General features: G+C 45.0%; 35 protein-coding genes, 2 tRNA genes and 8 pseudogenes. 27 read left to right on the top strand and 18 right to left on the bottom strand.

The window, feature by feature from the left end; all coding sequences use genetic code 11:
• Positions 1 to 247, top strand: a pseudogene (locus JCM16159_RS12530) (hypothetical protein); the annotation flags it as partial.
• The gene (locus tag JCM16159_RS12525; protein ID WP_054858041.1) at positions 244 to 525 is read left to right on the top strand and encodes a hypothetical protein; all 282 of its coding nucleotides are present in this window, start codon (positions 244 to 246) and stop codon (positions 523 to 525) included. The pseudogene JCM16159_RS12530 and the gene JCM16159_RS12525, both read left to right, overlap by 4 nt.
• An 11-nt stretch (positions 526 to 536) precedes the next feature.
• Here JCM16159_RS12525 and JCM16159_RS17910 read toward each other — a convergent pair whose 3' ends face one another.
• The 6 genes and pseudogenes from JCM16159_RS17910 to JCM16159_RS19715 form a co-directional block, all read right to left on the bottom strand.
• On the bottom strand, positions 537 to 749 hold the full coding sequence (locus JCM16159_RS17910; protein WP_243666882.1) for an integrase: 213 nt from the start codon (positions 747 to 749) through the stop codon (positions 537 to 539).
• A gap of 29 nt (positions 750 to 778) precedes the next feature.
• Positions 779 to 1,099: a tyrosine-type recombinase/integrase gene (locus JCM16159_RS17905; RefSeq protein WP_243666885.1), complete on the bottom strand. Its 321-nt coding sequence runs from the start codon at positions 1,097 to 1,099 to the stop codon at positions 779 to 781.
• A 17-nt stretch (positions 1,100 to 1,116) separates the two neighbouring features.
• Positions 1,117 to 1,614, bottom strand: a complete 498-nt coding sequence (locus JCM16159_RS12515) for a hypothetical protein (protein WP_243666881.1) — start codon at positions 1,612 to 1,614, stop codon at positions 1,117 to 1,119.
• On the bottom strand, positions 1,566 to 1,817 hold the full coding sequence (locus tag JCM16159_RS12510; RefSeq protein WP_054858038.1) for a hypothetical protein: 252 nt from the start codon (positions 1,815 to 1,817) through the stop codon (positions 1,566 to 1,568). Before JCM16159_RS12510 ends, JCM16159_RS12515 begins: the two co-directional genes overlap by 49 nt.
• Before the next feature lie 93 nt (positions 1,818 to 1,910).
• Positions 1,911 to 1,998 (bottom strand) — tRNA-Leu (locus JCM16159_RS12505).
• Between the two features lie 58 nt (positions 1,999 to 2,056).
• A pseudogene (locus JCM16159_RS19715) lies at positions 2,057 to 2,924 on the bottom strand (amidohydrolase family protein).
• Positions 2,925 to 3,011: 87 nt separating this feature from the next.
• Here JCM16159_RS19715 and JCM16159_RS12495 point away from each other — a divergent pair.
• Together JCM16159_RS12495 and JCM16159_RS19710 are read left to right on the top strand one after the other, a co-directional pair.
• A complete protein-coding gene (locus tag JCM16159_RS12495) occupies positions 3,012 to 3,398 on the top strand; it encodes a class II aldolase/adducin family protein (RefSeq protein ID WP_367834524.1) in 387 nt (128 codons plus the stop codon).
• Positions 3,359 to 3,586 (top strand): class II aldolase/adducin family protein, encoded by a 228-nt coding sequence (locus JCM16159_RS19710; protein ID WP_367834527.1) that lies wholly within the window; start codon positions 3,359 to 3,361, stop codon positions 3,584 to 3,586. The genes JCM16159_RS12495 and JCM16159_RS19710 overlap by 40 nt, the downstream gene beginning before the upstream one ends.
• Before the next feature lie 4 nt (positions 3,587 to 3,590).
• Here JCM16159_RS19710 and JCM16159_RS17885 read toward each other — a convergent pair.
• From JCM16159_RS17885 to JCM16159_RS12480, 3 genes and pseudogenes are all read right to left on the bottom strand, one after another.
• Positions 3,591 to 3,928, bottom strand: a pseudogene (locus JCM16159_RS17885) (DUF120 domain-containing protein).
• Positions 3,929 to 4,451: 523 nt separating this feature from the next.
• Positions 4,452 to 4,745 (bottom strand): winged helix-turn-helix transcriptional regulator, encoded by a 294-nt coding sequence (locus JCM16159_RS12485; RefSeq protein WP_054858037.1) that lies wholly within the window; start codon positions 4,743 to 4,745, stop codon positions 4,452 to 4,454.
• A 54-nt stretch (positions 4,746 to 4,799) separates the two neighbouring features.
• Positions 4,800 to 5,847: pseudogene (locus tag JCM16159_RS12480) on the bottom strand (hydroxymethylglutaryl-CoA synthase).
• A gap of 138 nt (positions 5,848 to 5,985) precedes the next feature.
• Between JCM16159_RS12480 and JCM16159_RS12475 the strand changes: the two are divergent.
• On the top strand, positions 5,986 to 8,232 hold the full coding sequence (locus JCM16159_RS12475; protein WP_054858036.1) for a CDC48 family AAA ATPase: 2,247 nt from the start codon (positions 5,986 to 5,988) through the stop codon (positions 8,230 to 8,232).
• Here the strand turns inward: JCM16159_RS12475 and JCM16159_RS12470 are convergent.
• Positions 8,218 to 8,856: a DapH/DapD/GlmU-related protein gene (locus JCM16159_RS12470; RefSeq protein WP_367834523.1), complete on the bottom strand. Its 639-nt coding sequence runs from the start codon at positions 8,854 to 8,856 to the stop codon at positions 8,218 to 8,220. The two genes, JCM16159_RS12475 and JCM16159_RS12470, sit on opposite strands and share 15 nt — an antisense overlap.
• Before the next feature lie 130 nt (positions 8,857 to 8,986).
• Here JCM16159_RS12470 and JCM16159_RS12465 point away from each other — a divergent pair, with 130 nt between their 5' ends.
• The 4 genes from JCM16159_RS12465 to JCM16159_RS12450 all read left to right on the top strand — a co-directional run bounded on the left by JCM16159_RS12465 (position 8,987) and on the right by JCM16159_RS12450 (position 11,109).
• On the top strand, positions 8,987 to 9,565 hold the full coding sequence (locus tag JCM16159_RS12465) for a hypothetical protein (protein WP_054858035.1): 579 nt from the start codon (positions 8,987 to 8,989) through the stop codon (positions 9,563 to 9,565).
• Between the two features lie 84 nt (positions 9,566 to 9,649).
• Complete coding sequence (locus JCM16159_RS12460) at positions 9,650 to 9,928, top strand: hypothetical protein (RefSeq protein WP_054858034.1); 279 nt, start codon at positions 9,650 to 9,652, stop codon at positions 9,926 to 9,928.
• Complete coding sequence (locus JCM16159_RS12455; protein WP_054858033.1) at positions 9,903 to 10,412, top strand: hypothetical protein; 510 nt, start codon at positions 9,903 to 9,905, stop codon at positions 10,410 to 10,412. The genes JCM16159_RS12460 and JCM16159_RS12455 overlap by 26 nt, the downstream gene beginning before the upstream one ends.
• Positions 10,384 to 11,109, top strand: a complete 726-nt coding sequence (locus JCM16159_RS12450) for a hypothetical protein (RefSeq protein ID WP_054858032.1) — start codon at positions 10,384 to 10,386, stop codon at positions 11,107 to 11,109. Before JCM16159_RS12455 ends, JCM16159_RS12450 begins: the two co-directional genes overlap by 29 nt.
• Here the strand turns inward: JCM16159_RS12450 and JCM16159_RS12445 are convergent, their stop codons facing one another.
• The 5 genes and pseudogenes from JCM16159_RS12445 to JCM16159_RS12435 form a co-directional block, all read right to left on the bottom strand.
• The gene (locus JCM16159_RS12445; RefSeq protein ID WP_054858042.1) at positions 11,110 to 11,424 is read right to left on the bottom strand and encodes a hypothetical protein; all 315 of its coding nucleotides are present in this window, start codon (positions 11,422 to 11,424) and stop codon (positions 11,110 to 11,112) included.
• Between the two features lie 133 nt (positions 11,425 to 11,557).
• A complete protein-coding gene (locus tag JCM16159_RS19705) occupies positions 11,558 to 12,331 on the bottom strand; it encodes a hypothetical protein (protein ID WP_367834522.1) in 774 nt (257 codons plus the stop codon).
• Between the two features lie 116 nt (positions 12,332 to 12,447).
• Positions 12,448 to 12,825: pseudogene (locus JCM16159_RS19700) on the bottom strand (lysine--tRNA ligase); the annotation flags it as partial.
• A complete protein-coding gene (locus JCM16159_RS19695; protein WP_367834521.1) occupies positions 12,822 to 13,067 on the bottom strand; it encodes a hypothetical protein in 246 nt (81 codons plus the stop codon). The pseudogene JCM16159_RS19700 and the gene JCM16159_RS19695, both read right to left, overlap by 4 nt.
• Positions 13,068 to 13,132: 65 nt before the next feature.
• A complete protein-coding gene (locus tag JCM16159_RS12435) occupies positions 13,133 to 13,417 on the bottom strand; it encodes a MoaD/ThiS family protein (protein ID WP_054858031.1) in 285 nt (94 codons plus the stop codon).
• A gap of 283 nt (positions 13,418 to 13,700) precedes the next feature.
• Between JCM16159_RS12435 and JCM16159_RS12430 the strand changes: the two genes are divergently transcribed.
• Positions 13,701 to 14,054 carry a hypothetical protein gene (locus JCM16159_RS12430; protein ID WP_054858030.1) on the top strand — a complete coding sequence of 118 codons (354 nt, stop codon included), beginning with the start codon at positions 13,701 to 13,703 and terminating at the stop codon, positions 14,052 to 14,054.
• A 79-nt stretch (positions 14,055 to 14,133) separates the two neighbouring features.
• On the opposite strand, the gene JCM16159_RS12425 is transcribed toward JCM16159_RS12430, so the two are convergent.
• Positions 14,134 to 14,211: transfer RNA gene (locus JCM16159_RS12425), tRNA-Glu, on the bottom strand.
• A gap of 108 nt (positions 14,212 to 14,319) precedes the next feature.
• On the opposite strand from JCM16159_RS12425, the gene JCM16159_RS12420 reads away from it, so the two are divergent.
• The 6 genes and pseudogenes from JCM16159_RS12420 to JCM16159_RS17855 all read left to right on the top strand — a co-directional run bounded on the left by JCM16159_RS12420 (position 14,320) and on the right by JCM16159_RS17855 (position 19,165).
• Complete coding sequence (locus tag JCM16159_RS12420) at positions 14,320 to 15,744, top strand: alpha-amylase family glycosyl hydrolase (RefSeq protein WP_054858029.1); 1,425 nt, start codon at positions 14,320 to 14,322, stop codon at positions 15,742 to 15,744.
• 177 nt (positions 15,745 to 15,921) lie between these two features.
• Positions 15,922 to 17,393: pseudogene (locus JCM16159_RS19690) on the top strand (extracellular solute-binding protein).
• Positions 17,394 to 17,408: 15 nt separating this feature from the next.
• Positions 17,409 to 18,299 carry a carbohydrate ABC transporter permease gene (locus tag JCM16159_RS12410; protein WP_054858028.1) on the top strand — a complete coding sequence of 297 codons (891 nt, stop codon included), beginning with the start codon at positions 17,409 to 17,411 and terminating at the stop codon, positions 18,297 to 18,299.
• Positions 18,296 to 18,643, top strand: coding sequence for a hypothetical protein (locus JCM16159_RS17865; protein ID WP_243666875.1), 348 nt, complete (start codon positions 18,296 to 18,298; stop codon positions 18,641 to 18,643). The genes JCM16159_RS12410 and JCM16159_RS17865 overlap by 4 nt, the downstream gene beginning before the upstream one ends.
• Positions 18,643 to 18,828 (top strand): hypothetical protein, encoded by a 186-nt coding sequence (locus JCM16159_RS17860; RefSeq protein ID WP_243666874.1) that lies wholly within the window; start codon positions 18,643 to 18,645, stop codon positions 18,826 to 18,828. Before JCM16159_RS17865 ends, JCM16159_RS17860 begins: the two co-directional genes overlap by 1 nt.
• Complete coding sequence (locus JCM16159_RS17855) at positions 18,818 to 19,165, top strand: ABC transporter permease subunit (protein ID WP_367834526.1); 348 nt, start codon at positions 18,818 to 18,820, stop codon at positions 19,163 to 19,165. Before JCM16159_RS17860 ends, JCM16159_RS17855 begins: the two co-directional genes overlap by 11 nt.
• 256 nt (positions 19,166 to 19,421) lie before the next feature.
• On the opposite strand, the gene JCM16159_RS17850 is transcribed toward JCM16159_RS17855, so the two are convergent.
• Together JCM16159_RS17850 and JCM16159_RS12400 are read right to left on the bottom strand one after the other, a co-directional pair.
• A complete protein-coding gene (locus JCM16159_RS17850; protein ID WP_243666873.1) occupies positions 19,422 to 19,622 on the bottom strand; it encodes a metal-binding protein in 201 nt (66 codons plus the stop codon).
• 6 nt (positions 19,623 to 19,628) lie between these two features.
• Entirely contained in the window at positions 19,629 to 20,168 is a 540-nt protein-coding gene (locus JCM16159_RS12400; RefSeq protein WP_054858027.1) for a TRASH domain-containing protein, read from the bottom strand.
• Positions 20,169 to 20,233: 65 nt separating this feature from the next.
• On the opposite strand from JCM16159_RS12400, the gene JCM16159_RS17845 reads away from it, so the two are divergent.
• The 11 genes and pseudogenes from JCM16159_RS17845 to JCM16159_RS12370 all read left to right on the top strand — a co-directional run.
• Positions 20,234 to 20,410, top strand: coding sequence for a YHS domain-containing protein (locus JCM16159_RS17845; RefSeq protein ID WP_243666872.1), 177 nt, complete (start codon positions 20,234 to 20,236; stop codon positions 20,408 to 20,410).
• A gap of 7 nt (positions 20,411 to 20,417) precedes the next feature.
• A complete protein-coding gene (locus JCM16159_RS17840) occupies positions 20,418 to 20,690 on the top strand; it encodes a heavy-metal-associated domain-containing protein (protein ID WP_243666871.1) in 273 nt (90 codons plus the stop codon).
• Positions 20,651 to 21,925, top strand: a complete 1,275-nt coding sequence (locus JCM16159_RS19685) for a heavy metal translocating P-type ATPase (protein ID WP_367834520.1) — start codon at positions 20,651 to 20,653, stop codon at positions 21,923 to 21,925. Before JCM16159_RS17840 ends, JCM16159_RS19685 begins: the two co-directional genes overlap by 40 nt.
• Positions 21,922 to 22,446 (top strand): HAD-IC family P-type ATPase, encoded by a 525-nt coding sequence (locus JCM16159_RS19680; RefSeq protein WP_367834525.1) that lies wholly within the window; start codon positions 21,922 to 21,924, stop codon positions 22,444 to 22,446. Before JCM16159_RS19685 ends, JCM16159_RS19680 begins: the two co-directional genes overlap by 4 nt.
• Positions 22,416 to 22,541 carry a hypothetical protein gene (locus JCM16159_RS19675; protein ID WP_367834519.1) on the top strand — a complete coding sequence of 42 codons (126 nt, stop codon included), beginning with the start codon at positions 22,416 to 22,418 and terminating at the stop codon, positions 22,539 to 22,541. Before JCM16159_RS19680 ends, JCM16159_RS19675 begins: the two co-directional genes overlap by 31 nt.
• Positions 22,505 to 22,780 (top strand): HAD-IC family P-type ATPase, encoded by a 276-nt coding sequence (locus JCM16159_RS19670; RefSeq protein WP_367834518.1) that lies wholly within the window; start codon positions 22,505 to 22,507, stop codon positions 22,778 to 22,780. Before JCM16159_RS19675 ends, JCM16159_RS19670 begins: the two co-directional genes overlap by 37 nt.
• A 118-nt stretch (positions 22,781 to 22,898) precedes the next feature.
• Complete coding sequence (locus tag JCM16159_RS12390; RefSeq protein ID WP_054858026.1) at positions 22,899 to 23,195, top strand: MTH1187 family thiamine-binding protein; 297 nt, start codon at positions 22,899 to 22,901, stop codon at positions 23,193 to 23,195.
• Between the two features lie 2 nt (positions 23,196 to 23,197).
• Positions 23,198 to 23,674 carry a YkgJ family cysteine cluster protein gene (locus JCM16159_RS12385; protein ID WP_243666870.1) on the top strand — a complete coding sequence of 159 codons (477 nt, stop codon included), beginning with the start codon at positions 23,198 to 23,200 and terminating at the stop codon, positions 23,672 to 23,674.
• 228 nt (positions 23,675 to 23,902) lie between these two features.
• On the top strand, positions 23,903 to 24,457 hold the full coding sequence (locus JCM16159_RS12380) for a 2-oxoacid:acceptor oxidoreductase family protein (protein ID WP_054858025.1): 555 nt from the start codon (positions 23,903 to 23,905) through the stop codon (positions 24,455 to 24,457).
• A 1-nt stretch (position 24,458) separates the two neighbouring features.
• Positions 24,459 to 24,732: pseudogene (locus JCM16159_RS12375) on the top strand (4Fe-4S binding protein).
• Positions 24,733 to 25,160: pseudogene (locus tag JCM16159_RS12370) on the top strand (pyruvate ferredoxin oxidoreductase); the annotation flags it as partial.

Here is a 25,160-nt window from a genome sequence, read left to right as displayed (position 1 = left end):
AGGCCTAACTCTCGATGACTACGTAGAGTTAATTAATGAGGCTTGCAGGTCATGGAGGCAAAACGGCATTGAGTGGCTTAGGGGTAGGTTCGGCAATGAGTATAGAGGGCACTTAGGCGTGCTCGGCACGGCATTGGTGGCCTGCTATGCGAGGCAGAGGTGCTACGATTTCCTAATTGAGCCATTAATCAGAATTTCCGGCCTTCGCATCAACACGGCCAGTATTAACCAGACATCGCGCTCGTGATTGGGGATAGGCTCCTAATACTTGAGGTTAAACTGCATCATAGGGAGGTATTTGACTTGATAAGTCAAATTGATGACTTCATAGCGGAGTTCGAGGGCGAATTGAGGGGTTTGAGGGTCTACATGGGCATTCTTCACATGTTCACGACAAGGCCCACCCAGGTTAGGGAGGGAAGAAGGAGTAAGCCGCGTTGGGTTGTGGAGGTGGTTCTGGCTACGAAGAGCCACCAGGATATTTACAGTGAATTGGACACGGTGATTAAAGACTTAATGCGCTAGTATGAGGTATTTTATTGGCATAGTAGGCACGGTGCGTGCTTCAAGTACCATTGGCGCAGCTCCTCATGCCTTGGTGACCAATAATGCTCAATCAAGACTCGGTACTCACTTGGTGGTGCCCTTCCCTGGAAGGTATTAACAATCGACTCGGGTACTCCTTGTGAAATCATCCATGTTGCGAAGAACTTACGCAACTCATACAACTCAAAGTCCCTATTAAGCACCTGCCTAGCAGCATCCTTGATTTCTCGCCTTAGCCTGTCCCTGTCGAATGGTATGAAGCGCCTAGCCCAGTCCTCCGGCTTGGTTTCACGCCTAGGTAGTCTGCCCTTATTGCCTCGAGCCTGTTCTTGATCAGCCAATCACGCCTTGGCAAGTACTCACGCTTAATGAACTCAAGCGTTTCCTGCCTAAGAAACGCAATGAATGCACGCTTAGTCTCTGTTATCTTGCTGATCCTAAGCATTCCATGCTCCAGGTCAACATCATCCATTGTCACTAGGAAGGGCTCGCTTGGCCTCAGGCCAGTCTCTGCAAGGATTAGGAAGTAGGTCTTCGCCTCAACGCTCTCTATTTTAGCCAGGATTTGCCCTAGTTCGTTGTGGCTTGGTAGTTTTGTCTTGTTGTGGTTCCTGGGCTTAATTGTCTTGAAGCGTGGTAAAGCATTGCGAAGAGCCCTGGATCCCTTGGTTGAAGGACCTCCTTAAGGAGGGACTTCAGGCTCACTGCCGTGTGCCTGGCAACGTGTGGTGACTCCTCCATTAACTCGGCAAGGTACTCACGAATACTGTCAGGGCTAAGCACCCAATTCAATTCAGCCAAGGCCCTCTGGATGTACCTAAGCTCATCATTAAGCGTCTTCTCACTAACTCCCCTGAGCTTTTTAGCCTTGATGAATGCCTCAATATCCTCCTTACTCACAACCCATTGACGCCCAGCACTCCTAATGTAATCGCCTAAGTACCTATCCATGTATGAGAGGAGCAAATCCCTAAACTCGGGGTCTGCCCTTGCACGCACAATAACCCTAATGATGTCATTCACGCTCGCAGGCTCAACCTCGGGGACTTGACCGAGGAGTTTAGCCAACTCATCAGGCTTAGAAAAGACATCGCACGGCAAAGAAGATCCTCAGTAACACGCCTCTTACCACTCCTAATCATCGAAATCAGGTTAAGCGTGACACCAAGGTCACGAGCCCTAACGCGTTTAGACTCCATAACGTAGTTAATGATCTTGACCCTAACATCGTTAGGAATCTTACTTAGGTCGTAGAGCTGGCAATCAACCATACTGCATAAGCTGTTACAGACCCATATTTAAGGATTCTGTAACAGGGAATACATTGAATTGTAACACGGCACGAACATGAACAATTCAATTTCTGGTGCGGGGGGTGGGATTTGAACCCACGCAGGCCTTCGCCAGCGGATCTTGAGTCCGCCCCCTTTGACCTGGCTCGGGCACCCCCGCGGGGTAATGCTTCTTTACGGGATTTTTAAACCTTAAATTATTATGATCGCCATGCCACTTATCTGTTCCTTGATAACGGCTTCAGGACCCTCCTTGGATTATCATCAACTATTTTCTTTATTGCCTCTTTAGGTATTGGTATACTTAGGAATTCCTGAAGGTTTGCCTTGATATCATAAACGCCAGGCCCTGGATAATCACTTCCGTATATCGATTTACCACTTATCTCAGTTAGCCTTGGTATGTACTCTAATATCCTCCTGGGCGGTATGCTTGATAGGTCGGCCATTATGTTAGGCTTATCCTTATTAATTGAAATGCCGTAGCCACCCAATTCGGTCTACCCACGTGTGACATTATTATCGTAAGTCTTGGAAAGTCTATAGCAACGTCATCAACGAATATTGGGTCACCGTACTTGTTCCTAGCCCTTGAGAAGGCGCTTGTGCCGGTGTGTATGTACACTGGTATTCCGTGATCCTCCGCAAATTGATAAACAAGCTCAAGCTGCCTTAAACCATCCTCCTCAGGCCTATAGGCGTTTGGTTTGAGCCACATGTGTGGTGGATGAACCTTAATCGCACTAATCCCCGCCTCGTACTGCCTCTCAAGCCAGTACTTGGTCTCCTCAATAGTTAACTCATTAGCCTCAACGCCACCTATTACTGCAAACCTATCCGCGTAATCCCTAACGGCATTTATAACCCTCAGCGCGTAATCCTCCTTAACAGTGCCCAGCTTCCTTGCTGGGAAGGCCATGATGCCACGTAGTCGATGTTCGCATCATCAAGAACCCTAATGACGTCCTTTACACCCATTAGAATCGCCTCACGAGGCGCACCCCATTCCCTCATTGCGAAATTCATTAATTCCTCTGTTATTGTTTCCTTAAACACTAAGTGCGTGTGAGCGTCGATATATCCCATCAATCCATTAACCTGCGTTTATATGTTTATACGTTTTTGCTATATTTAGAGTATGTTTTTATATTCCGTTAATGCCTTTTGCCCAGTATGAATGAACAATCACTGAGGGAGTTAATTGTCGAGGTCTTTAGGCTCGCATATACCAGGAGGTTAGTAGATTTACTTGGCGGTAACGTAAGTGCCAGGTTAAATGGTAATGAAGTTTTGATAACACCGACATCCATGCCGAAGGTACTCATAAAGCCGCAGAGCATTGTTAAGATTAGGCTTGACGGTACCGTAGTGTCCGGAGGTAATCCCAGTAGTGAGTGGAGGATGCACGTGGGTATTTACAGGGTTAGGGATGATGTGAAATTCGTACTTCACACACATCCACCCAACATATTGGCGTTGACCAAGGCAGGCCTTAAGATCGACTATCCCTCAGTGAGGCGATTTCCTACGTTGGTGAGATCGCCGAGGTTCCCTACTTAAAGCCAGGTAGTGCTGAGCTTGCGGATGCGGTTAGTAGGGCGGTATCTAGGAGGGGCGTTACCGCCGTGGTTCTGATGAATCATGGATTGGTTACGGTGGGTTCAACACCATACGAGGCACTCAATAGGGCTGAGGTTCTCGAGAACCTTGCATACATAACCCTGTTCTCTAACTGCCTTGGCAAATGAGTACCTATAAGGTCACTAGCACCTCGACCTCATCGCCATCTTTAAGGCCTAGTTTATCCCTTAGTTTATAGGGTGATATTATCTCTATTGTGTCGAAACCATGATGTGTCCTCTCAATTAGTAAGACAGCGCCAGGTAGTCCTTGGATCGTCGCCCTAAAGCACTTGACATTCCCGTAAGTCCTAACGCCATTACTAAAACCCTCTATGTAAATGCCTGGCAGTGCGTCTAGGTAAAGCCTGTACTTAATGTATTCAGGCTTTAACTTAACATTAAGGTTCCAGGGTATGGCTTAAACCCGAGCTTCTCAATGAATTGCTTGACATAGCCCTCAAGACTCATATAAAAGCTACCCTCACCCAATCCAGAGGTGACACTACCGACAAGCCTAATCACCAGCCTCTCATCAAGGTAATGCCTAATTGTATCAATCACGAACTGAAGAGCCTCTGAGGCCCTCTGTGTGAACTTAATCGCCAATTGACCGCTCACCGTGGACTTAATTATTAATCCCTCATCAGTGAGCCTATTTATTATCTTAAATACGTTCTGCGGTGTTGTGCCTATGTCATTGGCAAGCCTCGTTAGGTTTATCGTGACGTAATCCTTATCGTTGATACCGTACTTAACAAGGAGTATTAGGTATGGTATTCTTCGGAGGAGCTTATAATCAATTCCCAATGAAGCACGGCTCATGGAACTCCCCATACACTTCGTATTGGCATAAAGGCACCCATTTATTAACGCTTCCTCCTAAACGTGGTGGGTGATTTACTGAGAGGATCAGTGTGAGACAGTCTCGTCATTTTTACGGATTCTGCCCGCCTCATCATCTAATTATCCCAGTTCTGGAAAAATAAAAGGCTTAGGTCTCTCCCAGCGATTCCTCTCCTTCCATGATCTCCTCCTTAACCTCCTGCTCAAGCGTTTTAAGGGCTTCCTGGGCATTATCCGCAGCCTTCCAATAGGCCACCTTACCCCTCTTAATCTCCCTGATCAACCCATCCCTCTGAAGAAGCTTTAACGCGTAAAAGACCTGGCTGTGGCTTAGGTTGGTCTTCTTGACGATCTCGTTAGTGGGTAATTCACCCTCCTTGATTAATAATTCCAGGATCTCCTTCTTTCTCTCAACGATCCTAACGGTCTGTTTGCGAGGCATTACGGTGATTTTTAACTGTTTATTTTTAAAGATTAAGATGCCGGCAAAACGATATTACTGAACCACTCTGATTAAGTTCCTAAACCTTAAATAGAGGGCGTAATCTATGTATGCCTTGTTCTCAAGGTAGTAATTAACCGTTCTTGCCCTACCAACCCTCTCAGGCAGTAGATCCGTGGTAATTAAACTGAAGGCGTTTGACCCTGCGCCACTCCCGAAGGAGACCATGAGTATCCTGGAGCCAGGCTTGGCATTTTCCAGTATGTTGGCTAATCCTATTAATACTGCGCCATTGTATGTATTGCCTATCCTATCGACCACAATGCCGAGCTTAACCTTCTCGAGGGGTATACCGAGCATTTGGGCAACCCTTACAGGGAACCTTGCGTTTGGTTGATGAAACACTGCGTAGTCAAAGTCACTCGGCTTAAGCCTGTTGCCTCCATTAAGGTCTTTGCTGCATTAACAATATGCCTAAAGTAGGCAGGCTCTCCTGTAAATGACTCACCATGCACCGCGTATGGTATGCCATCCCTACGCCAGAAGTCCGGTGTATCTGAGTTGTATGCATGGATATGCTCAATCTCGGCTGCAACACCATCGGACCCTATGATGTAGGCCGCCGCGCCACCAGACACAGTATAGTCAAGGTGGTCCCCCGGCTCTCCATGGCTATGGTCAACGCCTACCGCAAGTCCATATTTAATCAAGCCACTCTTAACAAGGCCTGTTGCATTAACTATGGCGTCTGAGCCGGCCTTGCATGCGAATTCCATGTCAACCGCAAACGACTGCTTCCTCATTCCCAAAGCCTCAATTAGTATTGAGGCTATTGGCTTAACCGCGTAGGGCTTCGACTCAGTACCAACAAATACCGAACCCAAATCCTTAGGTCGATACCCGCCCTCCTCAACGCATTTCTTGAGGCCTCCACCGCCATTGTGACTGCATCCTCGTCAGGGCCACCAACACTCCTCTCCTCAACCCAATAAAGATCCTTAATCCTAAGTGGGTCATCACCCCATACCCTGGCTATCTCCTTCGTGCTTATCCTGAACCTAGGTATGTAGACGCCCCATCCAACAATGCCTACCTTGCCCACAGAACGCGTTATTTTATGCCCTATTTAACTTTTAGCGTTGTTGAATTCGGCAGAAAACGCATGGTATTGATTCAATGAATTAGCAGGATGAAGATAATTATATAAGCTGATTTGAGGATTAAGCAGTGAGGATTAGTCATGGGTTCTAATAATGAGGTTAGTCTTAGGGTTGCGGAGGCGAGGACTAGGGATGTTGGTAGGCTCATTGTTAGGATACCGCAACGCTACATGAGGGTACTCGGTATAGAGCCCGGTGAATACGTTGAGATAATTGGTAATAAGCGCAGTGCCTATGCCCAGGTATGGCCCGCCTACACTGATGATGAGGATAAGGACTACATAAGGATGGATGGCGTATTAAGGCAAAACGCCGGCGTCAGTATTGGTGATGTTGTTAAGGTTAGGAAGGCTAATTTGAGGTCTGCCCAGAGGGTCACGATAGCGCCCGTGGGTGAGTACATTAGGGTTGACCCTGATTACTTAAAGAGGGCTTATCTACTTGGCAAGCCCGTTTGGAAGGGCTCGATCATTGAAATACCGTATTACACAGGTTCCATTCGGTTCATGGTCACGAGCGTGACACCAGGGCCGGCCTCCTACGTAGGCATAGACACCGAGGTCCAGGTTAGGGAGGAGCCTGTTAGGGAGATGGAGTTAACAATGCCGAGGGTTACCTGGGAGGACATTGGTGACCTTGAGGAGGCTAAGAGGAAGATTAGGGAATTGATAGAGCTACCGTTGAGACACCCCGAGATATTCAAGCACCTTGGTATTGAGCCTCCTAAGGGTGTTCTTTTGATTGGTCCGCCGGGCACTGGTAAGACCCTGCTCGCTAAGGCAGTAGCCTCAGAGGCCAATGCCTACTTCATATCAATTAACGGCCCTGAAATAATGAGTAAGTATTATGGCGAGTCCGAGGCTAAGTTGAGGGAGATTTTTGAGGAGGCTAAGAAGAATGCCCCTGCCATAATCTTCATTGATGAGATTGATGCCATAGCACCAAAGAGGGAGGAGGTCACGGGAGAAGTGGAGAAGCGTGTTGTTGCTCAGCTCCTAACATTAATGGATGGTCTTCAGGAGAGGGGCCAGGTAATCGTAATAGGAGCAACCAACAGGCCGGAAGCCGTAGACCCAGCACTAAGAAGACCAGGAAGATTCGACAGAGAGATATACATAAGCATGCCCGATAAGAATGCGAGGAAGGAGATACTCCAGGTACACACAAGGAATGTGCCGCTGTGTACCGAGGATGACGTTAAAGAGAAGATCTGTGAAGCAAATGATATCGTGAATATTGACGAGATTGCGGAGATGACCCATGGCTATACAGGGGCTGACCTGGCGGCGTTGGTTAAGGAGGCCGCGATGATTAGACTTAGGGAGGCTATAGATGTCACGAAGGAGATAGACCTTGACCAGCCGCAGATACCGCCGGAACAATTGACTAGGATTAGGATTAGGATGAGGGACTTTCTAGAGGCAATGAAGTACATACAACCAACGGTACTCAGGGAGGTCATTGTCGAGGTTCCCGAGATTCACTGGGATGACATTGGCGGTTATGACCATGTTAAGCAGGAGCTTAAGGAGATGGTGGAGTGGCCACTTAAGTACCCCAGGTACTTTGAGGAGCTTGGCGTTGACCCGCCTAAGGGTATTTTGTTGTTTGGTCCTCCTGGTACTGGTAAGACGCTTTTGGCTAAGGCTGTGGCTACTGAGAGTAATGCGAATTTCATTGCTGTTCGTGGGCCGGAGATACTGAGTAAGTGGTTTGGGGAGAGTGAGAGGGCCATCAGGGAAATATTCAAGAAAGCCAGGATGGCAGCACCATGCGTAATATTCTTCGACGAAATAGACGCAATAGCACCAGCGAGGGGCTTAAGGGTTGATAGTGGGGCCACTGATAGGATTGTCAATCAATTACTAGCCGAGATGGATGGAATCGCGCCGTTAAAGAATGTAGTGGTTATCGCAGCCACAAATAGGGCCGACATAATAGACCCGGCCCTATTAAGACCTGGTAGGTTCGATAGGATAGTTTATGTGCCACCACCAGATGAGGATGCCAGGTTCGAGATACTCAAGGTTCACATAAGGGGCTTGAAGCTTGCTGATGATATTAAGGACGGTAATTACAAGTACCTTAAGGACCTAGCGAGAAGAACCGAGGGATATACTGGCGCTGACTTAGCTGCATTAGTTAGGGAGGCTGCCATGCTTGCACTAAGGGAGACGATTAAGAGCAATACAAGTCAAGTTAAGCCTGTTGGAATTGAGCACTTCGAGGAAGCTCTAAAGGTTGTTCCACCATCGTTAGCCAAGCAAGATATTGCCAGGTTTGAGGAGATGGCTAGGAACCTTAGGAGAGCATTAAGGGGTCTCTAATCTTTCATACCCAATCCTCTTCTTAATAAATACATCAACGCTGTAAATAGGCTTAGCAGGTACACCAGCGACAACTTCACCTGGTGGTACATCCTTGGTTACGACAGAGCCCGCCGCAACCACGGCATTCTCACCAACCTCAATACCGGCTATTAGGGTTGCATTGGCGCCAATAACGGCATTCCTCCTAATCTTAACACCGTCAAGTCTCTTACTCGGTGGGTACTTATCGTTAGTTATCACGACGTTGGGCCCTAGGAATACGTTATCCTCTATGACCGTGCCCCTCGGTATGTAGACCATGCTCTGTATACTAACGTTACTGCCGATTACCGTGTCCCCATCGATAATGGCCCCAGACCCAATCCTGGTATTTGCGCCAACCCTCGTGTTTTCCCTAATCAATGCGTTATGCCCCGTCTCAACACCATCACCAATCTCCACATTCTCGTAGATAATGACATTACTCCTAATAATGCAGTTCCTACCAATTATGGCGCCATTACTAACCTCATCCATTAACTGCTCAATAACGGAACCCTTATCCCTCACGCTCAGGAGTTTTGACCTGATTGGGTGGCCTATAACAACGAATGATTCTACTATGGTACCCTCACTTATCAATGAGGTCCAAGTACCATTAAATCCCTGCCTATATTTTTACTCAGTATTTTTGCCCTTGGAGATATGTACGTCATTAATTAATTAACACGAGATAAGTATTTAAACAATTACCAAGTCAATACTAATTGCAATGAGTTATTACCCAGCACCACCACCCCCACGTGAGGACCCAATAGCCAGGATTCTTAGGGAGATAATGAACCTGAGCGGTAAAGTCGATCAACTATCCAAGAACCTAACGGACATAAGTACTAGGGTTGAGAGCTTGGAGAATAGGGTTAATGAAATCGAGAAATCGCTATCAAGTCTAATTAAGGCCCAGGAATTAATTAGTGGAATAACACCACAAAGTATGGCTGAATTAGCTAGTATGCTTTCCAATACATTAAGGGAATTGACTAGGATTGAGGCATCGTTAATTGCCTATAGGGATTCGATATCCTCAATACAGGGTAAGGTTGAGAACGCCGTAGACCTCTTGGCGAAGGTGACAATGGATCTAAGAGAGTATAGAACACTTGATGTTAACCAGGTTGTTGATATCACGAATCAACTATCCAATGTTGCTACGAGACTTAATGAGCTTCAGAAGCTCGTCGAGGAGCAGGGCATCAGGTTAATCTCTGAGTATAGAAAAAGTTCTGAGACTATTGAGGGACTTAAGTCAGTTATTTTGGATGTTTTGGGTAAGGGTGCTAGTAAGCCTTAATTCTGTGTTGTTTTTCATCATGTTCAATTTATTTTAGAATAATAAAAGCAAAGTATATTAGTTCCCTTGTTTAAATTACGTAACGTGTTTAGGCCTAAAGAGCCTTCGGAGCTTTACCAAAGGATTAATGATATAACTAACCTACTTCAGGCATTGCAGCAGAATATTCAGGAATTAATTAATATCGTTAACCAAATGCAGAAGAATCTTCAATCCATTTCGCTTGGAGTTGATAGGAATGATAGGACGATTCAAGACGCAGTTAAGGTCATAAATTCATCAACTGCGGAAATGGCTAACAGAGTAGCTCAAATGAATACCATAGTTAATCAATTCAATGATACGAGCAAAAAAACTTATTGATTCACTACTCAATGCCCTCGATAAAATAAACAATATCCTGGATAGACTACAGGGATTATCAAGCAGTATGCAGCAAAGCCTTGCAAGCACTACATCGACTCTTGAATTAATTAATAATAACGTTAAGGACCTAAACACTAAAATTGAGAGTGGAGTTGATAAGGCATCAGCCCTTGTCTCAGAGGTATCTAAGTTGAGTAATTTATTGGCGGAGTTGAACAAGGTGTATAACGAGGTCCTCAACAGGGAGAGGGACTTGGAGAATAAGCTACTCGATATAAGTAGGAGAGAGAGTGATGTTTCGGTTAGGGAAAAGAGTATCGAAGAGCTTAGGCAAAGACTGGAGAACGATAGGAAAGCGCTTGAGGAAGAGAGAGCTAAGTTGAATGAAATGAGTAATGTTATGGTATCTCTCATGGCGCTCTCTAATCAATTAACAACGAGGCTCAACGAGCTTGAAAATAGGGAAAAAAATACTGGCTGAGAGGGAGAAGGCGCTCAGCGAGAAGGAGGCCAAGCTTAGGGATTGGGAAGTTGAATTGAAAGCCCGTGAACAGAGACTTGAGATGGAGGCCGTAAGGATTGATGCCGAGAACGCGAGACTTAGGGAACTGGAGAAGAGGGAGCAGGAAATTAAGGAGAGACTTGAGCAACTGGCTCAAAAGGAGGCAGAACTTAGGGAGTTTGAGAAGAAGCTTAATGAGAGACAGGACGCACTTAATAAGCTTGAGGCAGAACTCAAGGATAAGGAAGGCAAGCTTAATTCCTTAGAGAACTTACTCAGGGAAAGGGAAGATGTACTGAAGAGACTCGATGAAGAGATTAGTAAGAGGAGGAAAGAGATTATGGAGAAGCTCGAACCACTAATGACGAAGCTGCTAGAGGAGGAGAAAAGACTCACGGATTGGGAGAAGAGACTTCTTGATAAGGAGAGGGAGTTAATGAATTACCAGAGGGCATTGATAATTAGAGAGAACACACTGGTTGAGTTGAGGGAGAAGCTTGATAAGGAAAGGGAGGAACTGGAGAGTAAGATGAGGGAAGTAACGAGGATCGAGAGCGAGTGCCAGGACATACGTAAGAAGTATGAGCAATTGCTTAAAGAGAGGGAGGAGTTGATGAAAATCATTGAAAGCAAGGATAAGGAACTTAGTCAGTTAAGGGCTTTGATTAAGAAGTAGTTAAATAACCACAATAAGTACATACGAAAGTACTAAAATAATATTAATAATATTTAATGCTAACGAGAAGAAGGCTAATATGCGTTTTAGTTTCCCAATAATCAATTCCTTATCCGTATATGCAGTATTAATGTCATACCAGGTCTGTTTAATTGAAAGAAATGATGTAAAGAAGCTGATTAGTGCTAGGACGAGCACGGTTATATCCATGATAAAGTTGCCCTTACTAGGTAAGTAAGTACCTGCTAATGACGATAATAAGATGGCGTAAACAACCACAGCAAGGACAATAGCCGCCACCAATAATTTAGACATGCTAATCACCTCAATGCATCCATTAACCTGTTAATTACGAAATCCTTACCGAGCATCGCTAGGTAAGGCGCAATCCTAGGGCCACTCGGTCTACCAAAGAAGATTAAATACGTAGCCTCAAAGAAGGCCCTCTCTACATTCTTATTCTCCCTGGGGACCTCTTCATTGCCTCCTTGATATTATCCTCACTCCAAACATCAACCTTCTCAAGTTCCTGGAGTAATATCCTCAGCTTACTCTTTTGCATATCAGTTAATGAGGCCTTAATTGTCTCCGGCATCTCCTCAAGAACCCTAATCCTATAGGTCTCAGGCGCGTACCTACTGACCCAGTTACGGGCCTTAATGAGCCTCGACTTAATCCTCTCACGGGATAGGTTATCTAATTCCTTAGTTAATATTTTAGTCTCCTTCAGTCTCTTAATAACCCTCTCCATAAGCTCATCCTCACTTAATGACTGCGGCAATGTCTGTATCAGAGCAACTGCATGCAGGTACGGCAGTTGAAACGGCATTTCCTTAGGTAGTGGTCTCCTCAACTGTGCATACTCATAGGACTTAATAATTAGGTCAAGGTAATCCTCCTCCTTGGGGCTTGGCTTATCAACACCGTAGTAAAGACGCTCAGCCCTATCGTAAATATCCACGTATTGATAAACCGAATCAAGACTAAAGGTAAGTCTCTTTGTCGGTTCATGGAATATGTATATGTACCTAAGAACCTCAGGCTCGGCAACCTCAACCCACTCCCTCGGTGTGAAGCCTATAAAGTCACTACTACCCATGTCACCCACGTCCTTGCCATTAACCACATAACCAACCCACTCATACCAAGTACCCAACGGTGGATTAACGCCATAGACCGTCTTCGCAATCTCAACGGCAGAGTCCCTGGAACCACCTGGCATTGCGTGGTCCTTACCATAAGGCTCAAAGTCAACCTGCAACGTGTACCAAACACCAACCACTCAACCCTCCACGGAAGCTTACCATCAGTCAACTTAGCCCTACCAACATGCCCACAATACGTACACCTATACTCAACCTCATACTTATCAAGGTCGAGTTTCGTGACCTCTGCAGTGCCAATCCTACCGCAGTTCTCGCAAATTGGTTCGAAGGGTATCCAATCCTTCGGATACGGATTCCTACCCCTATACTTGTTTATGACCTCGATCAACCTCTCTCTATTTCTCATGGTCATTATTATGAACTCCCTCATCCTAGGATGCTCCCTGTACATCTCGCCGGTCGTTATAACCTCGACATTCTTCGCGAAGTAATCAAGGTAGTCACCAAAGTCTCTCCAGTAATGATCAACCCAGGACCTATGGCAACCCTTAGGGTCAGGAACACGCTCAAGGGGCCACTCAACATACTTCCTACCAACCTCAGGATTCAGGAATTGCTCAAGCTGCTTATCCTTACCCTTCCAGGATCCACCGTGTACAGTGTCAAGACTTGCCTAACTTTCAATCCTGCATCCCTTAATTTCTCAGCAATGACACTATTCAGTATTATCTCGCCCCTAAGCCTACCAATGTGCTGAAGCCCAGAAACACTCAAGCCGCCATTAAGTATACACTCGTCCTTACCCTCACTACGGCACCTCTCAAGAACTTGGCTCGCTATCCTATCAACCAATGGGTATAACTCATTACGATTAAAGAACCAACTGGCAATTTATAAGTTATCCCAAATCAATTACTTTAACCACCCTCCGCAGGCGGTAGAAACACTACCTCATCATTATCACTGAGCTTCGTAGCCAATCCATTAAGCCACTCAATGGCCTTACCATTAACTAGCACGACATATTCACTCCTCAACTTACCATCACCATCAAGTACGGCCTCGGTGAACTTGGGATTGAATGTATGCGTAATCAAATCAATAAGGCCACCCACGGAAAGATTATTTGGTACCTCAAGCTCTATCTTAAATGTACCAATCAACTCATAAAGACCACCAAAAAACTTAACCCTAACCCTCACAGACCAGGTTGAAAAATGCAGCACATAAAAATCTAACTCAATTCCCCTACGTTTAAGCCCGAAACCTATAAGGCCTACTACGTTATTGATGCATTAAGCCCTCGGTAATTGGAAAACGGGATAAGGTAATTGCCACCATTAATGCATAGAATGCGAGAGTTTTTCTAAATTATTTCAGTGTCGTATATGATTAAATGCCCTTAACAAAAATTAAGAATTATTTTATACGTGAGCATCAACAATACTGAAAGCATTTATAAAGATACTGTTTCATATAATTTACGTGTCGCAGTTAAGCGAGGAGGAGCGTGTTTGGGCTTTGGTCGCTTGGATAATACCGCTTATTGGTGGAGTAATTGGCTTAGTTATTAAGCCTGGTTCTGGTTATGTTAGGCATTGGTCATATCTGAGTATTGCCTTTGGAATAGTTATTATTAGTGTTGAGGTTATTCTTGGAATACTATCACTCATAACAATCCTCATACTACCCATGCACATAGTAATAGTTGTGCTGGGCTACCTAGCTGGGCTGGCGCTTTTAATAACCTGGATAATAGGCATACTAAGAGTACTTAATATAACCTATTGGAAACCAATGATTATATACGACATAGCAAAAATGATTGGCGCACCTTAGGCATACAATCAATATCACCTACAATTCACAAAACTCAAAACTATATCCTTAATCATGCAAGTGCTTATTACTAATTGACTGGTGCCCCGGCCGGGATTTGAACCCGGGTCACGGGCTCGAAAGGCCCACATACTTGACCGGGCTATACTACCGGGGCTCGTAATCATTAGAAATGCGTCGGTTTTTAAGTCTTTATCTTGTTTCTTCTCGTCCTTAAAGGGGTATGGGTTAATTAATTTAAGTTCATGATTTTACGGTTGATTTGATGCCCATCACTGTACTTAGGGGTGATGGTATTTACTTTGTTAGGTTTTCAGTGAGTAAACGCCCTAGGAGAGCTGCCTTTGTAGTTGGTAGTTTTACAGCGTTCATGAAGCCCATCGAGCTTGGGTTTTGCGGCTCTGATTATTGCGCCTACGTTTCACTACCTCCAGGTAAGTATTATTATAGGTATTTGATTGATGGTGAGGTTGTCCTTGATGATGGACCTGTGGAGAACGGGTTTAATGTACTTAAGCTTAGTGGGGTCGTTAGGAGGGTCCGTGGAGTTAAGCGCAGGTTGTTTAGGGCGATTTATGGGATATTCGTTGATAGGTTTGGGTGTAGGAGGAAGGGTGGCCCGAGGGATAGGCTCGGTGGTGACCTGGCCTTCATTAGGGATAGGCTTGGTTACATTAGGTCCATGGGTTTTGATGCAATTTATTTAACGCCCATCTTTAGGGCTATGTCTTATCATAGGTATGATGTTATCGATTACCTCAATATTGATGATGATTTAGGTGGTAATAAGGCGTTTAAGGAATTATTGAGGAGTGCGCATGATCTTGGTATTAAGTTAATACTTGACTTGCCTATTCATCACACTGGTTCCGAACATCCTGCCTTTAAGGCAGCCCTAAATGGCGATCCTGAGTACTCCCGTTGGTACTACATTTATGATGGTGATTATGAGAAGTTCATGGATGTTAAGAGAATGCCTAAGCTTAACATGAAGTTCGCCAGTGAGTGGGTTAAGGGCATAGTACTTCATTGGGCGTTAATGGGTGTTGACGCCTTCAGGATTGATGTTGGCGCCGGTATACCGCCCTGGTTTCTTTGGGAATTGAAGAATTTCATTAATAAGCCATTAATTGCCGAGGTCTGGGGCGATCCATTCCTATGGAGGAATGCCGTTGATGGAGTCATGAATTACCAAGTCTGGGAACCATTAATTAAGTTCCTACATGGTGAGACCAGCGCTGAGGAATTTGTTCAAGTGCTTAAGAGGCAATTGAACGTATTGCCAAAACACTTCCTAATCAACTCCTGGCTCTTTGTGGATACGCACGATACACCAAGAGCAATAACTATGCTTGACGGCGATATTGAGAAGTTTAAGGCAGCATTAGTATTCATATACACCTGGATCGGAACCCCAATGCTCTATTACGGTGATGAAATTATGCTTGAGGGAGGTCCCGATCCTGATAATAGGAGGTGTATGGATTGGAAAAGAGTCAATTATTCCAACACCCTTCATGAATTCATAAGAAGGCTATCGGAATTAACCCTAACGCCTAGGTACGTAACGGCTAATTCAGGCGAATTAATATATTACGATAATAGGTTCGAGGTCAGATTAAGTAATGAACTAAGGAAATATAGCGGTGGTATCTTAAGTGGCGATTACTTCATTATTAAGGGTAGATAACTTGCTAAGAATCATCGATACTTAACGGTCATTAATAACTGCTTATTAATGAGTATACCTAGGTATAAACATATAGATAAATATCTAATTTTTGACTTCTTTATTTATGAACATTCATGAATTATATAAATTAATCACGGTAATGCTTTTAAACCTATTCATAATACCTGAATGCGTATGAACAAGCTTGGACTATCCAAGGGGGTTATAATAGGCATAGTCGTTGCCGTAATAGTCATAATAGCTGCAGTCGTGGCCGTGGTTTACCTTTACAAGCCATCAACACCACCAACAACGACATCGCAGAACGTAACAACCACAACACCTCCACCGCAAAACTCAACGTCAACGCAAGTAACTGCACCGGGCTTTACAATACCAATGTCGTACTTCACACCACAGAACGTCTATAATTCAAGCTTCGCTCAAATGTTCTGTTCAAAGGTCGGTAATGTAACAATAACGGTCTGGAATACCTACAGCGTTAGCGAGAACCAGGCATTCAACGCCTCACTGGCATCCTTTGAGCAGTTGTACCCATGCATACACGTTGAGGTCACCTATGGCGTTGGCATTGCAACTAGTAACTTCATATCAGCCGCAAAGGCAGGCCAAGCCCCAATCGTATATAGGGATTCAAGTGATGATGCCGGTAAGTTATTCGCAGCAGGCCTACTGCTTAACTTAAGTGAGTACTTATTACCATCAGTATTCGAACAATACCTACCACTGCCGCCCAGAACTTCTACCTAAGCACGTCAAGTGCCCATGGTTATTACGGCTTACCCGACAACATAAACTACATAGTCATGTTCTATAACAAGCAATACATAACATCACCACCAAACACCACAGACCAACTAATCAACACGTGCCTACAGGTCAACAGTACATACCACGTGTGGTGCATTGCCTACGGCATTGGCTCCGAGTGGGGCTATAGATTCGCGGCTTGGTTCGCCGGCTTTGGTGGACAGATATTCGGCCCCAACAACATGCCACAACTCAACTCAAGTGCCATGGCTAATGCCCTGGAATTCTGGTACAACCTAACATACGGCTTACACATAAATGCCCCAGACATGAACCCGAGCTTGAGGGTCAATTATTCACTAGCAATGAGACCGCCATCATCTTTGACGGGCCGTGGGATCTTGGGACATACTTCAAGGCCCTTGGTTGCAACCTGGGTGCTGCGCCATTGCCTGTTGTTAGTCAGACAGGTCTACATGCGAGCCCGTTAATAGGTAGTACTGGTTGGGTGATTGCATCGCCGCAGGCCAGTGGTGCTACACCGCAGCAGTTGGAGGCTGCGTTAGTGTTCATACTGTACATGACTGGGCCGCAGGCGGATCTTAACCTGTGGAATTATGCGCATGACATACCTGCCAATGTACAGGCCTATAATCAGGCAGTTAGCCAATTGGAGGCTGGGCAGTTAACGCCGTCGTGCCTAAACGGCATTATGGAGTATATTCGCCCAGGCTCAGTATGGCCAGAAGTTCCCTAACATACCTGCAATGGCCTACTACTGGCAGGCATTCCACCAGTACGCGACTGCCTACTTCGCCAACCAGACGACTGCTCAGGCCGCTGCCCAGGGCATGGAGCAGTACATGCTCCAGCAGATAGCTCAGTCAGGCGGTTAGGTTAGGTGATTGATAATGGATTCCCTTCAAAAACTAGACCGTGTCTTTATCCAATACCTTTATCTCCTTCCCATCATTGCCATTGCATTATTCCTATTTCTATACCCAGTGGCTTACGCTGTGTACATATCATTCACAAACTTCGATCTTTATCACCTATTTCACTACACATTTATTGGGTTAAAGGTCTATCAGGAAATATTGACGAGTGGTATGTTCTACACGTTATTGTTAAACACGGTGATTTGGACAGTGGGTAGTTTAGTCCCGATGGTGGTTACCGGATTCATACTGGCCCTAATACTTAATCAGAGGGATATTAAGGGTAGAAATGTATTTTTCACATTAATCCTGGTTCCCTGGGCATTCCCAGCATACATATCCCTGGTGATTTGGTATGGTATGTGGAATTACGAATATGGAATCGTCAATAAATTCCTAGGGTTATTCGGTATCCCACCAATTAATTGGTTATCATTCACGAACACCGCCTGGATTGCGTTAATACTAACGAACTTGTGGTTATCATTCCCATACTACACGGCGGTCTTCCTATCAAGTCTACAGAGCATACCGAGTGAGATGTACGATATTGCCGTTGTTGATGGCGCCAATGCATGGCACAGGTTTAGGTACATAACATTGCCCCTAATGAGGAGTGCCATAGCCTTCGTCAGTGTTGGAGGCTTTGTTTTTACATGGAATAATTTTTACCCAATATATATACTGACTAGTGGCGGACCTGGTATATCAACTGATATATTAATTGTTTATACGTATCAAGAGGCATTCTCAAGTAACTATTACAATATTGCCGCTGCCTACTCAGTAATCTCAACGATAATATTGACAATAATGGCAATACTAATGCTCAGGATTGGTAGGGTTCTCGAGGTGATAACATGAGCAATAAGTACAGTCTAAAGAATAGGATAATTAGATGGGTTAGGCTTGGGATTTCATATATAGTATTAACTATAACAGCGATCATAGCGGTATTCCCAATATACTACATAATAATTACGTCCGTAAACCCAATACCAACACTGGCCTCAATAACCTTACGCTCGCTCCTACCTGAGCACCCATCCCTGGAGGCGTATTACTACATATTGTTTAAGGAACCATTCCTGCTATGGCTTAGGAACAGTCTGATTCTCGCGACAGGCACTATAGCCATTACGGTGATTGTCACCTTCATAACCGGGGCAGCCTGTCAAGGTTTAATGTGCCCGGGAAAACAACGTTAATGGTGACGATTTACGTCATGACATTCTTCCCATTCGCAGCAACGGCATTACCATTGTACCTAATGTTCGCATCATTGGGTATGCTTAAGGGATGGACCGTATACATAGCCCTAATACTAGCCTATTCTGGAGGTACGTCTATATTTAGTTCATACCTAGTTAAGGTATTCCTCGATAGTACCTAAGGACTATGAGGAGGCTGCATTAATCGATGGATTAACTAGGCTTGGAGCATTCTTCAGGATTCTCTTGCCAATGGCTAAGCCAATAATTGCGTTTGTGGCGCTCTTGGCGTTCATGGGGGCCTACACGGATTACGCATTGGCATATGCATTCATAGCAAAGGGTAGTATGTGGACGTTAACCCTGGGTATGTATTACCTGGCCTTTGTGAATAGGGCTACATTGTATAATGTGCTCGCTGCGTTTTCCGTGCTCATGGGAATACCGATATTTACAATATTCATTGCGTTCCAGAAGTACTTGGTACAGGTATACGCAATGGGCGGGGTTAAGGCATGATAGATTGAAAATATTTAAAAGAATAATTGAAAAGAGAGTTTAAATATCTAAAATATCCAAATATTATGATAATTTAAATAATATACACGGTAACTCTTTTACTAATAGTAACAGCACTACTCACGATACCCATAACTCGATGCCCAAAGCTCATGCCCATATGTAGTGCCCCTCAATTTGACACCAACGTTGGGTTCCGCATATAACAGACTGCCTGATGCAGATAAGCCTAGTAAATGGTGAAAAACAGTGAGAATTATTTTTCTTCTTTGTCTAATTTCTTGGAAATTATTGAGTAGTACCTACTGAGTACGGGGCATCCACGGCCACCATTAAGACAGAAATTAATGAACTTACTCCTGCTTACCCTCCAATCCTCAGGTGGCATGAGTATGCAGCGTTCGCCATCGTATGTCCTCTGATAAAAGACGCACTTATTCCCACTACTAGATGACACAGTAAGTCACGGTGCACCAGCCTTATTTTTATTACTCCGGCTTATTTTCTTCTTCAATTCCCTTAAACAGGTCTCACAGCATAGGTAATACGTCCTCCTACCCCTCCTATATATTATTGGCACTGTTATGGTCCCGCCGCAATAATCACACACTAAACCAACACTAACCAACTGCCTACTCACGGGCCTCAACGCTATGTAGACCTCATCCCTATCCCTAAGCCTGTCAATGATGGTTACCAACTCATTGAAGTCCCTAGCCCTCACAATCACCATGTACCTACCATCAACCAACTTGTAGCAATTGCCAAGGTCCGCATGTGGTTCCTTAGTTATTACGAATGCCCTTGGCGAATCCTCCGGTACATCTACCGTGAATTTAACGCCCTTGTTAATTAATGACTTTAATGTCCTATACACAGTCACCCTTGACATGCCAAGTCTCTCGGCTATCTCTGAAACACTTGCCCTGGCATTCTCCCTAAGTATATTTAGTACCCTAATCTCAATATCCGTGAACCTAGAAACAAGTGTTTCCTGGTTCATCGGGAGCTGATTAACAAATTGTTCTTGATAAACTATACAGTTCAGTGCATTAATTGCACTCCCGTATGGGCAAGGCTATAGACCCTGTATGTGGTATGGAGGTTGACACAAGTACGCAGTATAAAGCCATCTACAAAGGTAGGGTGTACTACTTCTGCTCACCAATGTGTAAACGGACATTTGAGACGAACCCTGAGTACTACCTAACATATGGACCCCAGGGAATGCCGCATGAGCATTAGGTGAGCCATGGTGGGTATTGATGATGGGCTGAGTAGGGTAGGTATTGGACTCAGGTTTAGCAATGGTAGGGAGGTCCGCCTTAAAATCATTGGAATGCACTGCGCAACCTGCTCATTAACGGTGCAAAAGGCGTTGTTATCGGTTGATGGCGTGTTATCGGCTAGCGTTAGTCTCGCTAGTGATGAGGCAGTCGTGATAGTCGACCCGGCGCGGTTCGACTATGCCAAGGCCCTAAGGCAGTGCAGAGAGTTGGTTACGATATTTACAGGGAAACATTAACATTCATACTCAGGAATCTTGAGCCTGAGGAGGCCTGTGCAATAGTTAGGGCACTACGTATTCCAGGGATTTTTAGTGCTGTTTCAAATCCCGTTAATCACACAGTTATCATTACATATAATCCGCTGGAAATTGATGAGAACGGACTTAAGGCTATTATTGAGGGTGCAGGCTTTAAGGTAATTGGCGCGAGCAGGGGTGGCACTGGGGATTTTGATGTTGATAGAAAAGTTGTTGAGGCAGACCTGAGGGATGTCAGGAACAGGCTCATTGTTGCCACTCCATTAACTGCCCTAATATTCGTACTTGAGACTTTAAGTTTAGCAAGGGTTATTCCAAGCATTTTATATGCTATTGTGTCCTTCGCCCTATCGACCCCAGTTCAATTCTACTCAGGAATGCGCTTCATAAAGGGCGCCGTTAGAGCCCTTCGAAACGCTACCGCCAATATGGACACCCTAGTAACGCTAGGTACGTTGTCGGCATACGTATTCAGCGTGTTGGTGCTGGCTCATGTGATTGGTGGGAATGTATTCTTCGACTCCAGCGCGGCAATAATCACGTTCGTACTGATTGGTCGTTACTTGGAGACGAGACTTAAGCTTAGGGTTAGCTCCACGATGAGGGAATTAGCAAGGCTTTACCCAAGGAGTGTTAGGGTGGTTAGAGGTAATGTCGAGACTGAGGTTCCCGTTAACGAGGTCAAACCCGGTGATATTGCCATTGTTAAGGAGGGTGAGGTAATACCCGTGGATGGTTATGTGGTTGGTGGTGAGGGTTATGTGGATGAATCCGTGATGACTGGAGAACCAAGGCCGAGACATAGAGGTGCTGGTGACCTGGTGTTGGCCGGCACAGCACTCACGAGGGGTTACTTAAGGGTTAGGGTGACCAGGGGCGGTGAGTACGCCTTTATTGCGCAGGTAATTAAACAGGTAAGGCAGGCTCAATCACTTCGCCTACCTATACAATCATTCGTGGACAGAGTCGCCTCTTACTTCACCTGGTTCGTAATAGCGGCTGGCGTGGTGACCTTCGTTGCTTGGTACTTATTGGGTACGCCTATTTACGTGGCTGTGCTCCACATGGTCTCCGTATTAGTTATTGCATGCCCATGCGCCCTCGGTCTAGCCACACCAATAAGTGTGGTGGCGGGCACGAACAACGCCTTAAAGCATGGCATTTTAATTAGGGATTCCAGGTCAATAGAGCTCAGCCCAAGGATTAGGCAATAGCCTTTGATAAGACGGGTACCCTAACCAGGGGCAGGTTCGAGGTTATTTCGGTAATTGGTGATGAGAAGGCACTGTACTACGCGGCAGTGGCGGAGAGGGGTTCCGAGCACCCAATAGCCAGAGCTATTCTTGAAAGGGCGAGGGAGGTGTATGGGGAAATCCCTGGTGCGGATAATTATGATACCATACCTGGCATGGGCATTATTGCACAATGGAATGGCTTAACAATAGGTGTTGGTAATGAGAAGCTGGTTAAGGGTTTTGAGGCAGTAATTAACTCGGAAATTGAGGGAAAAGTCCGTGAGATTGTGGATAATGGTTATACCGTAGTTTATGTAATAGTCAACAATGAGGTGCTGGGGGCTATAGTGCTTGGTGATACCTTAAGGTCTGAGACCCCTGCGGTAATTAATGAGTTGAGGCGTATGGGTATGGTGCCCGTGATTGTCACTGGTGATAGGGCTGAGGCGGCGAGGATGGTGCTAGGAAGTTGGGTATTGAGCATGTCTATGCAGGATTAACGCCTGATGAGAAGGCTGATGTGGTTAAGGAATTGAAGAGTAAGGTCGGCGCGGTTGCATGGTGGGTGATGGCATTAATGATGCCGTGGCTTTAAAAACCGCCGACATCGGCATAGCCATGGGCGTGGGCACTGATGCGGCGAAAATAGCTGGTGATGTGGTATTACTTGATAGTGACTTAATTAAGGTAATAAGTTTCATTAAATTATCAAGGAAGATATTGAGTAACATTAGGTTTAACGTATTGTATGCGTTCATTTACAATGCCGTATTAATACCAATAGCCGCTGGTGCCGTGCCTGGGCTCACCATAAGCCTGAGTGGGCTGGGTTAGCAATGGCATTAAGTAGTATAACAGTAACGTTAAACGCATTAAGCTCAAGCAAAGCCGTGTTTAATGAATTACCTACTAAGTAAGTCTTAATAACCAACCTAGGTTTTCAACTACTTGTATGAGTGTGATCGTGGAGATAGCGGTTGACCCAATAGGAACAGGTTCCCCAAGTGTTGGTGATTACATTAGGGTAGCGATAGACGTGATTAAGAGGTCAGGTTATAAGTACGAAATCGGCCCCATGGGCACCTCGGTTGAGCTCCCAAGTGTTGAGACATTGGGCAAATTGCTTCAGGACATACATGATGCCCTGTATAAAGCCGGTATTAAGAGGATCGTCACCACGGTCAGGATCGATGATAGGAGAGATAAGGCCATTACTATGGCTTATAAGGTTGAGCGGGTTAGTAGGTGATTATGGTTAAGATACGTATTAAACTTGGCACTGTATTTGATGACCCCGAATTCTTCGAGGTTAAAATGAACTGTACTAAGTGCGGTAAGTGCTGCTTTAACACGCAAATGGAGCTCTTACCTGAGGATATTGAGAGGATAATTAGGCTTGGTTATGGGCTCAGCGACTTTGCGGTATTTGATGGTGAGGTATGGAGGTTAAGGAATGTGGATGGGCATTGCGTCTTCCTTAATCCACATACCATGGAGTGCACCATTTATGAAAATAGACCAATTGGTTGTAGGATATACCCGTTAGTCTACGATGATGCTGAGGGACCGTACATTGATAAGGAGTGTCCGGCATGGAATACCGTAGATCGTAATGAAATAAAAAAGACTTGGGAGATACTTACCACTATTTATAACGAGATCAAAACAAACAAGTCAATGGGTAAGATTGAGATACGGTATTTGTTCTTATTAATTTTACTTAGTTAAATAATACTTTAATACATCGCCACTGATAAGTACCCTGATAAACATCATTATATTAATTAAGTCATGTTTTTACAGCGTTTAGTACTTAATTTATGTATTTCATAGTTCGTTTATTAAGTCATTTCGATAATCCTATTGATTTATATTTAACTATTTTTTATCATTTAGAGATAAATAACCTACCAGAAGCATTTATAAAACCCCAATACTTACGGTTCATGAGTTAATATGGCAGAGGTAACAGAATTCATCATTCTTGGGAGAGGTGGGCAGGGCGGTGTCACTGCTGCTAGGATCCTTGTGTCTGCGGCTCTTAAGGATGGTAAGTGGGGTCAAGCGATTCCTGAGTTTGGTGCTGAGCGTAGGGGCGCCGTTGTTAAATCCTACGCAAGGATTGCTAACAAGCCAGTGTCTCTTCATAGTAATGTGAGGAAGGCTGATGTGCTTATTGTACTAGTATCTAACGTTCTTGACCTGGTTAATATCGATGAGTTAATGAAGGGTAGGGATTCGATGATTATTGTCAACTCATCATCGCCAATAAGAACGGGCTACAGGACTTATTATGTTGATGCAACATCTATAAGCGAGAAGCTCGGGCTCGTGATTGCCGGTTGGCACATAGTGAGTACGCCACTGCTTGGTGCGGTTGCCAAGGTAACCGGTGTTGTGAGTCTCGACTCAATCATCGCCTCATTACCTGAGTTTGTTGGTAGGGAGAACCTGGTTAAATTGAATGCAGAGGCCGTTAAGATGGGTTATGAATTGGTAAGGGGTGAGTGAAATGGGTGTGGCTGAAAAATTGAGGGGTTTATTATTGTCAACACCAGCCGAGGCGCCGGTGGTAGGACAGGTACATGGCGTGTTTATAGACCCGTGATTAATTATTCCAAGTGCACGAAGTGCGGTCTTTGCTGGCTTTACTGCCTGAGAATGTGATTGAGTGGCTTGAGGACAAGAGTGTCAGGATTAACTATGATTATTGCAAGGGCTGTGGAATATGCGCAGATGTTTGTCCTGTCAGGGCAATTGATATGATTAAAGAGGGGGTGGTGTGAATGAGCAGCCAAGTACCTCTTGCGAAACAGGTTAGGAAGGTCTTGGTCGGAGATCATGCAGTTGCTGAAGCCGTGAAATTAGCCAGAGTTAATGTGATCTCTGCATATCCAATAACGCCGCAGACTCTCATTGTCGAGAGGATCAGTGAAATGATTGAGAAGGGCGAGTTAAAGGCTGATTACGTGAGGGTTGAGAGCGAGTTTGCGGCATTGGCCACAGTATACGGAGCAGCCGCGGGCGGTGCGAGGGCGTTCACCGCAACCTCAAGCCACGGCCTATTCTACATGTATGAGATGCTTTGGTGGGCCGCAGCCTCAAGGGTTCCACTGGTCATGGCTGTGGTCACGAGGGTCGTTGGTCCACCGTGGAACATACATGATGAGCACACGGACCTGCTAGCCATTAGGGATAGTGGTTGGATAATTGG

Source organism: Vulcanisaeta sp. JCM 16159 (assembly GCF_001316265.1).
In the GTDB taxonomy this organism is placed as follows: Archaea; Thermoproteota; Thermoprotei; order Thermoproteales; family Thermocladiaceae; genus Vulcanisaeta.
This window is presented reverse-complemented; position numbering and strand designations above follow the sequence as displayed.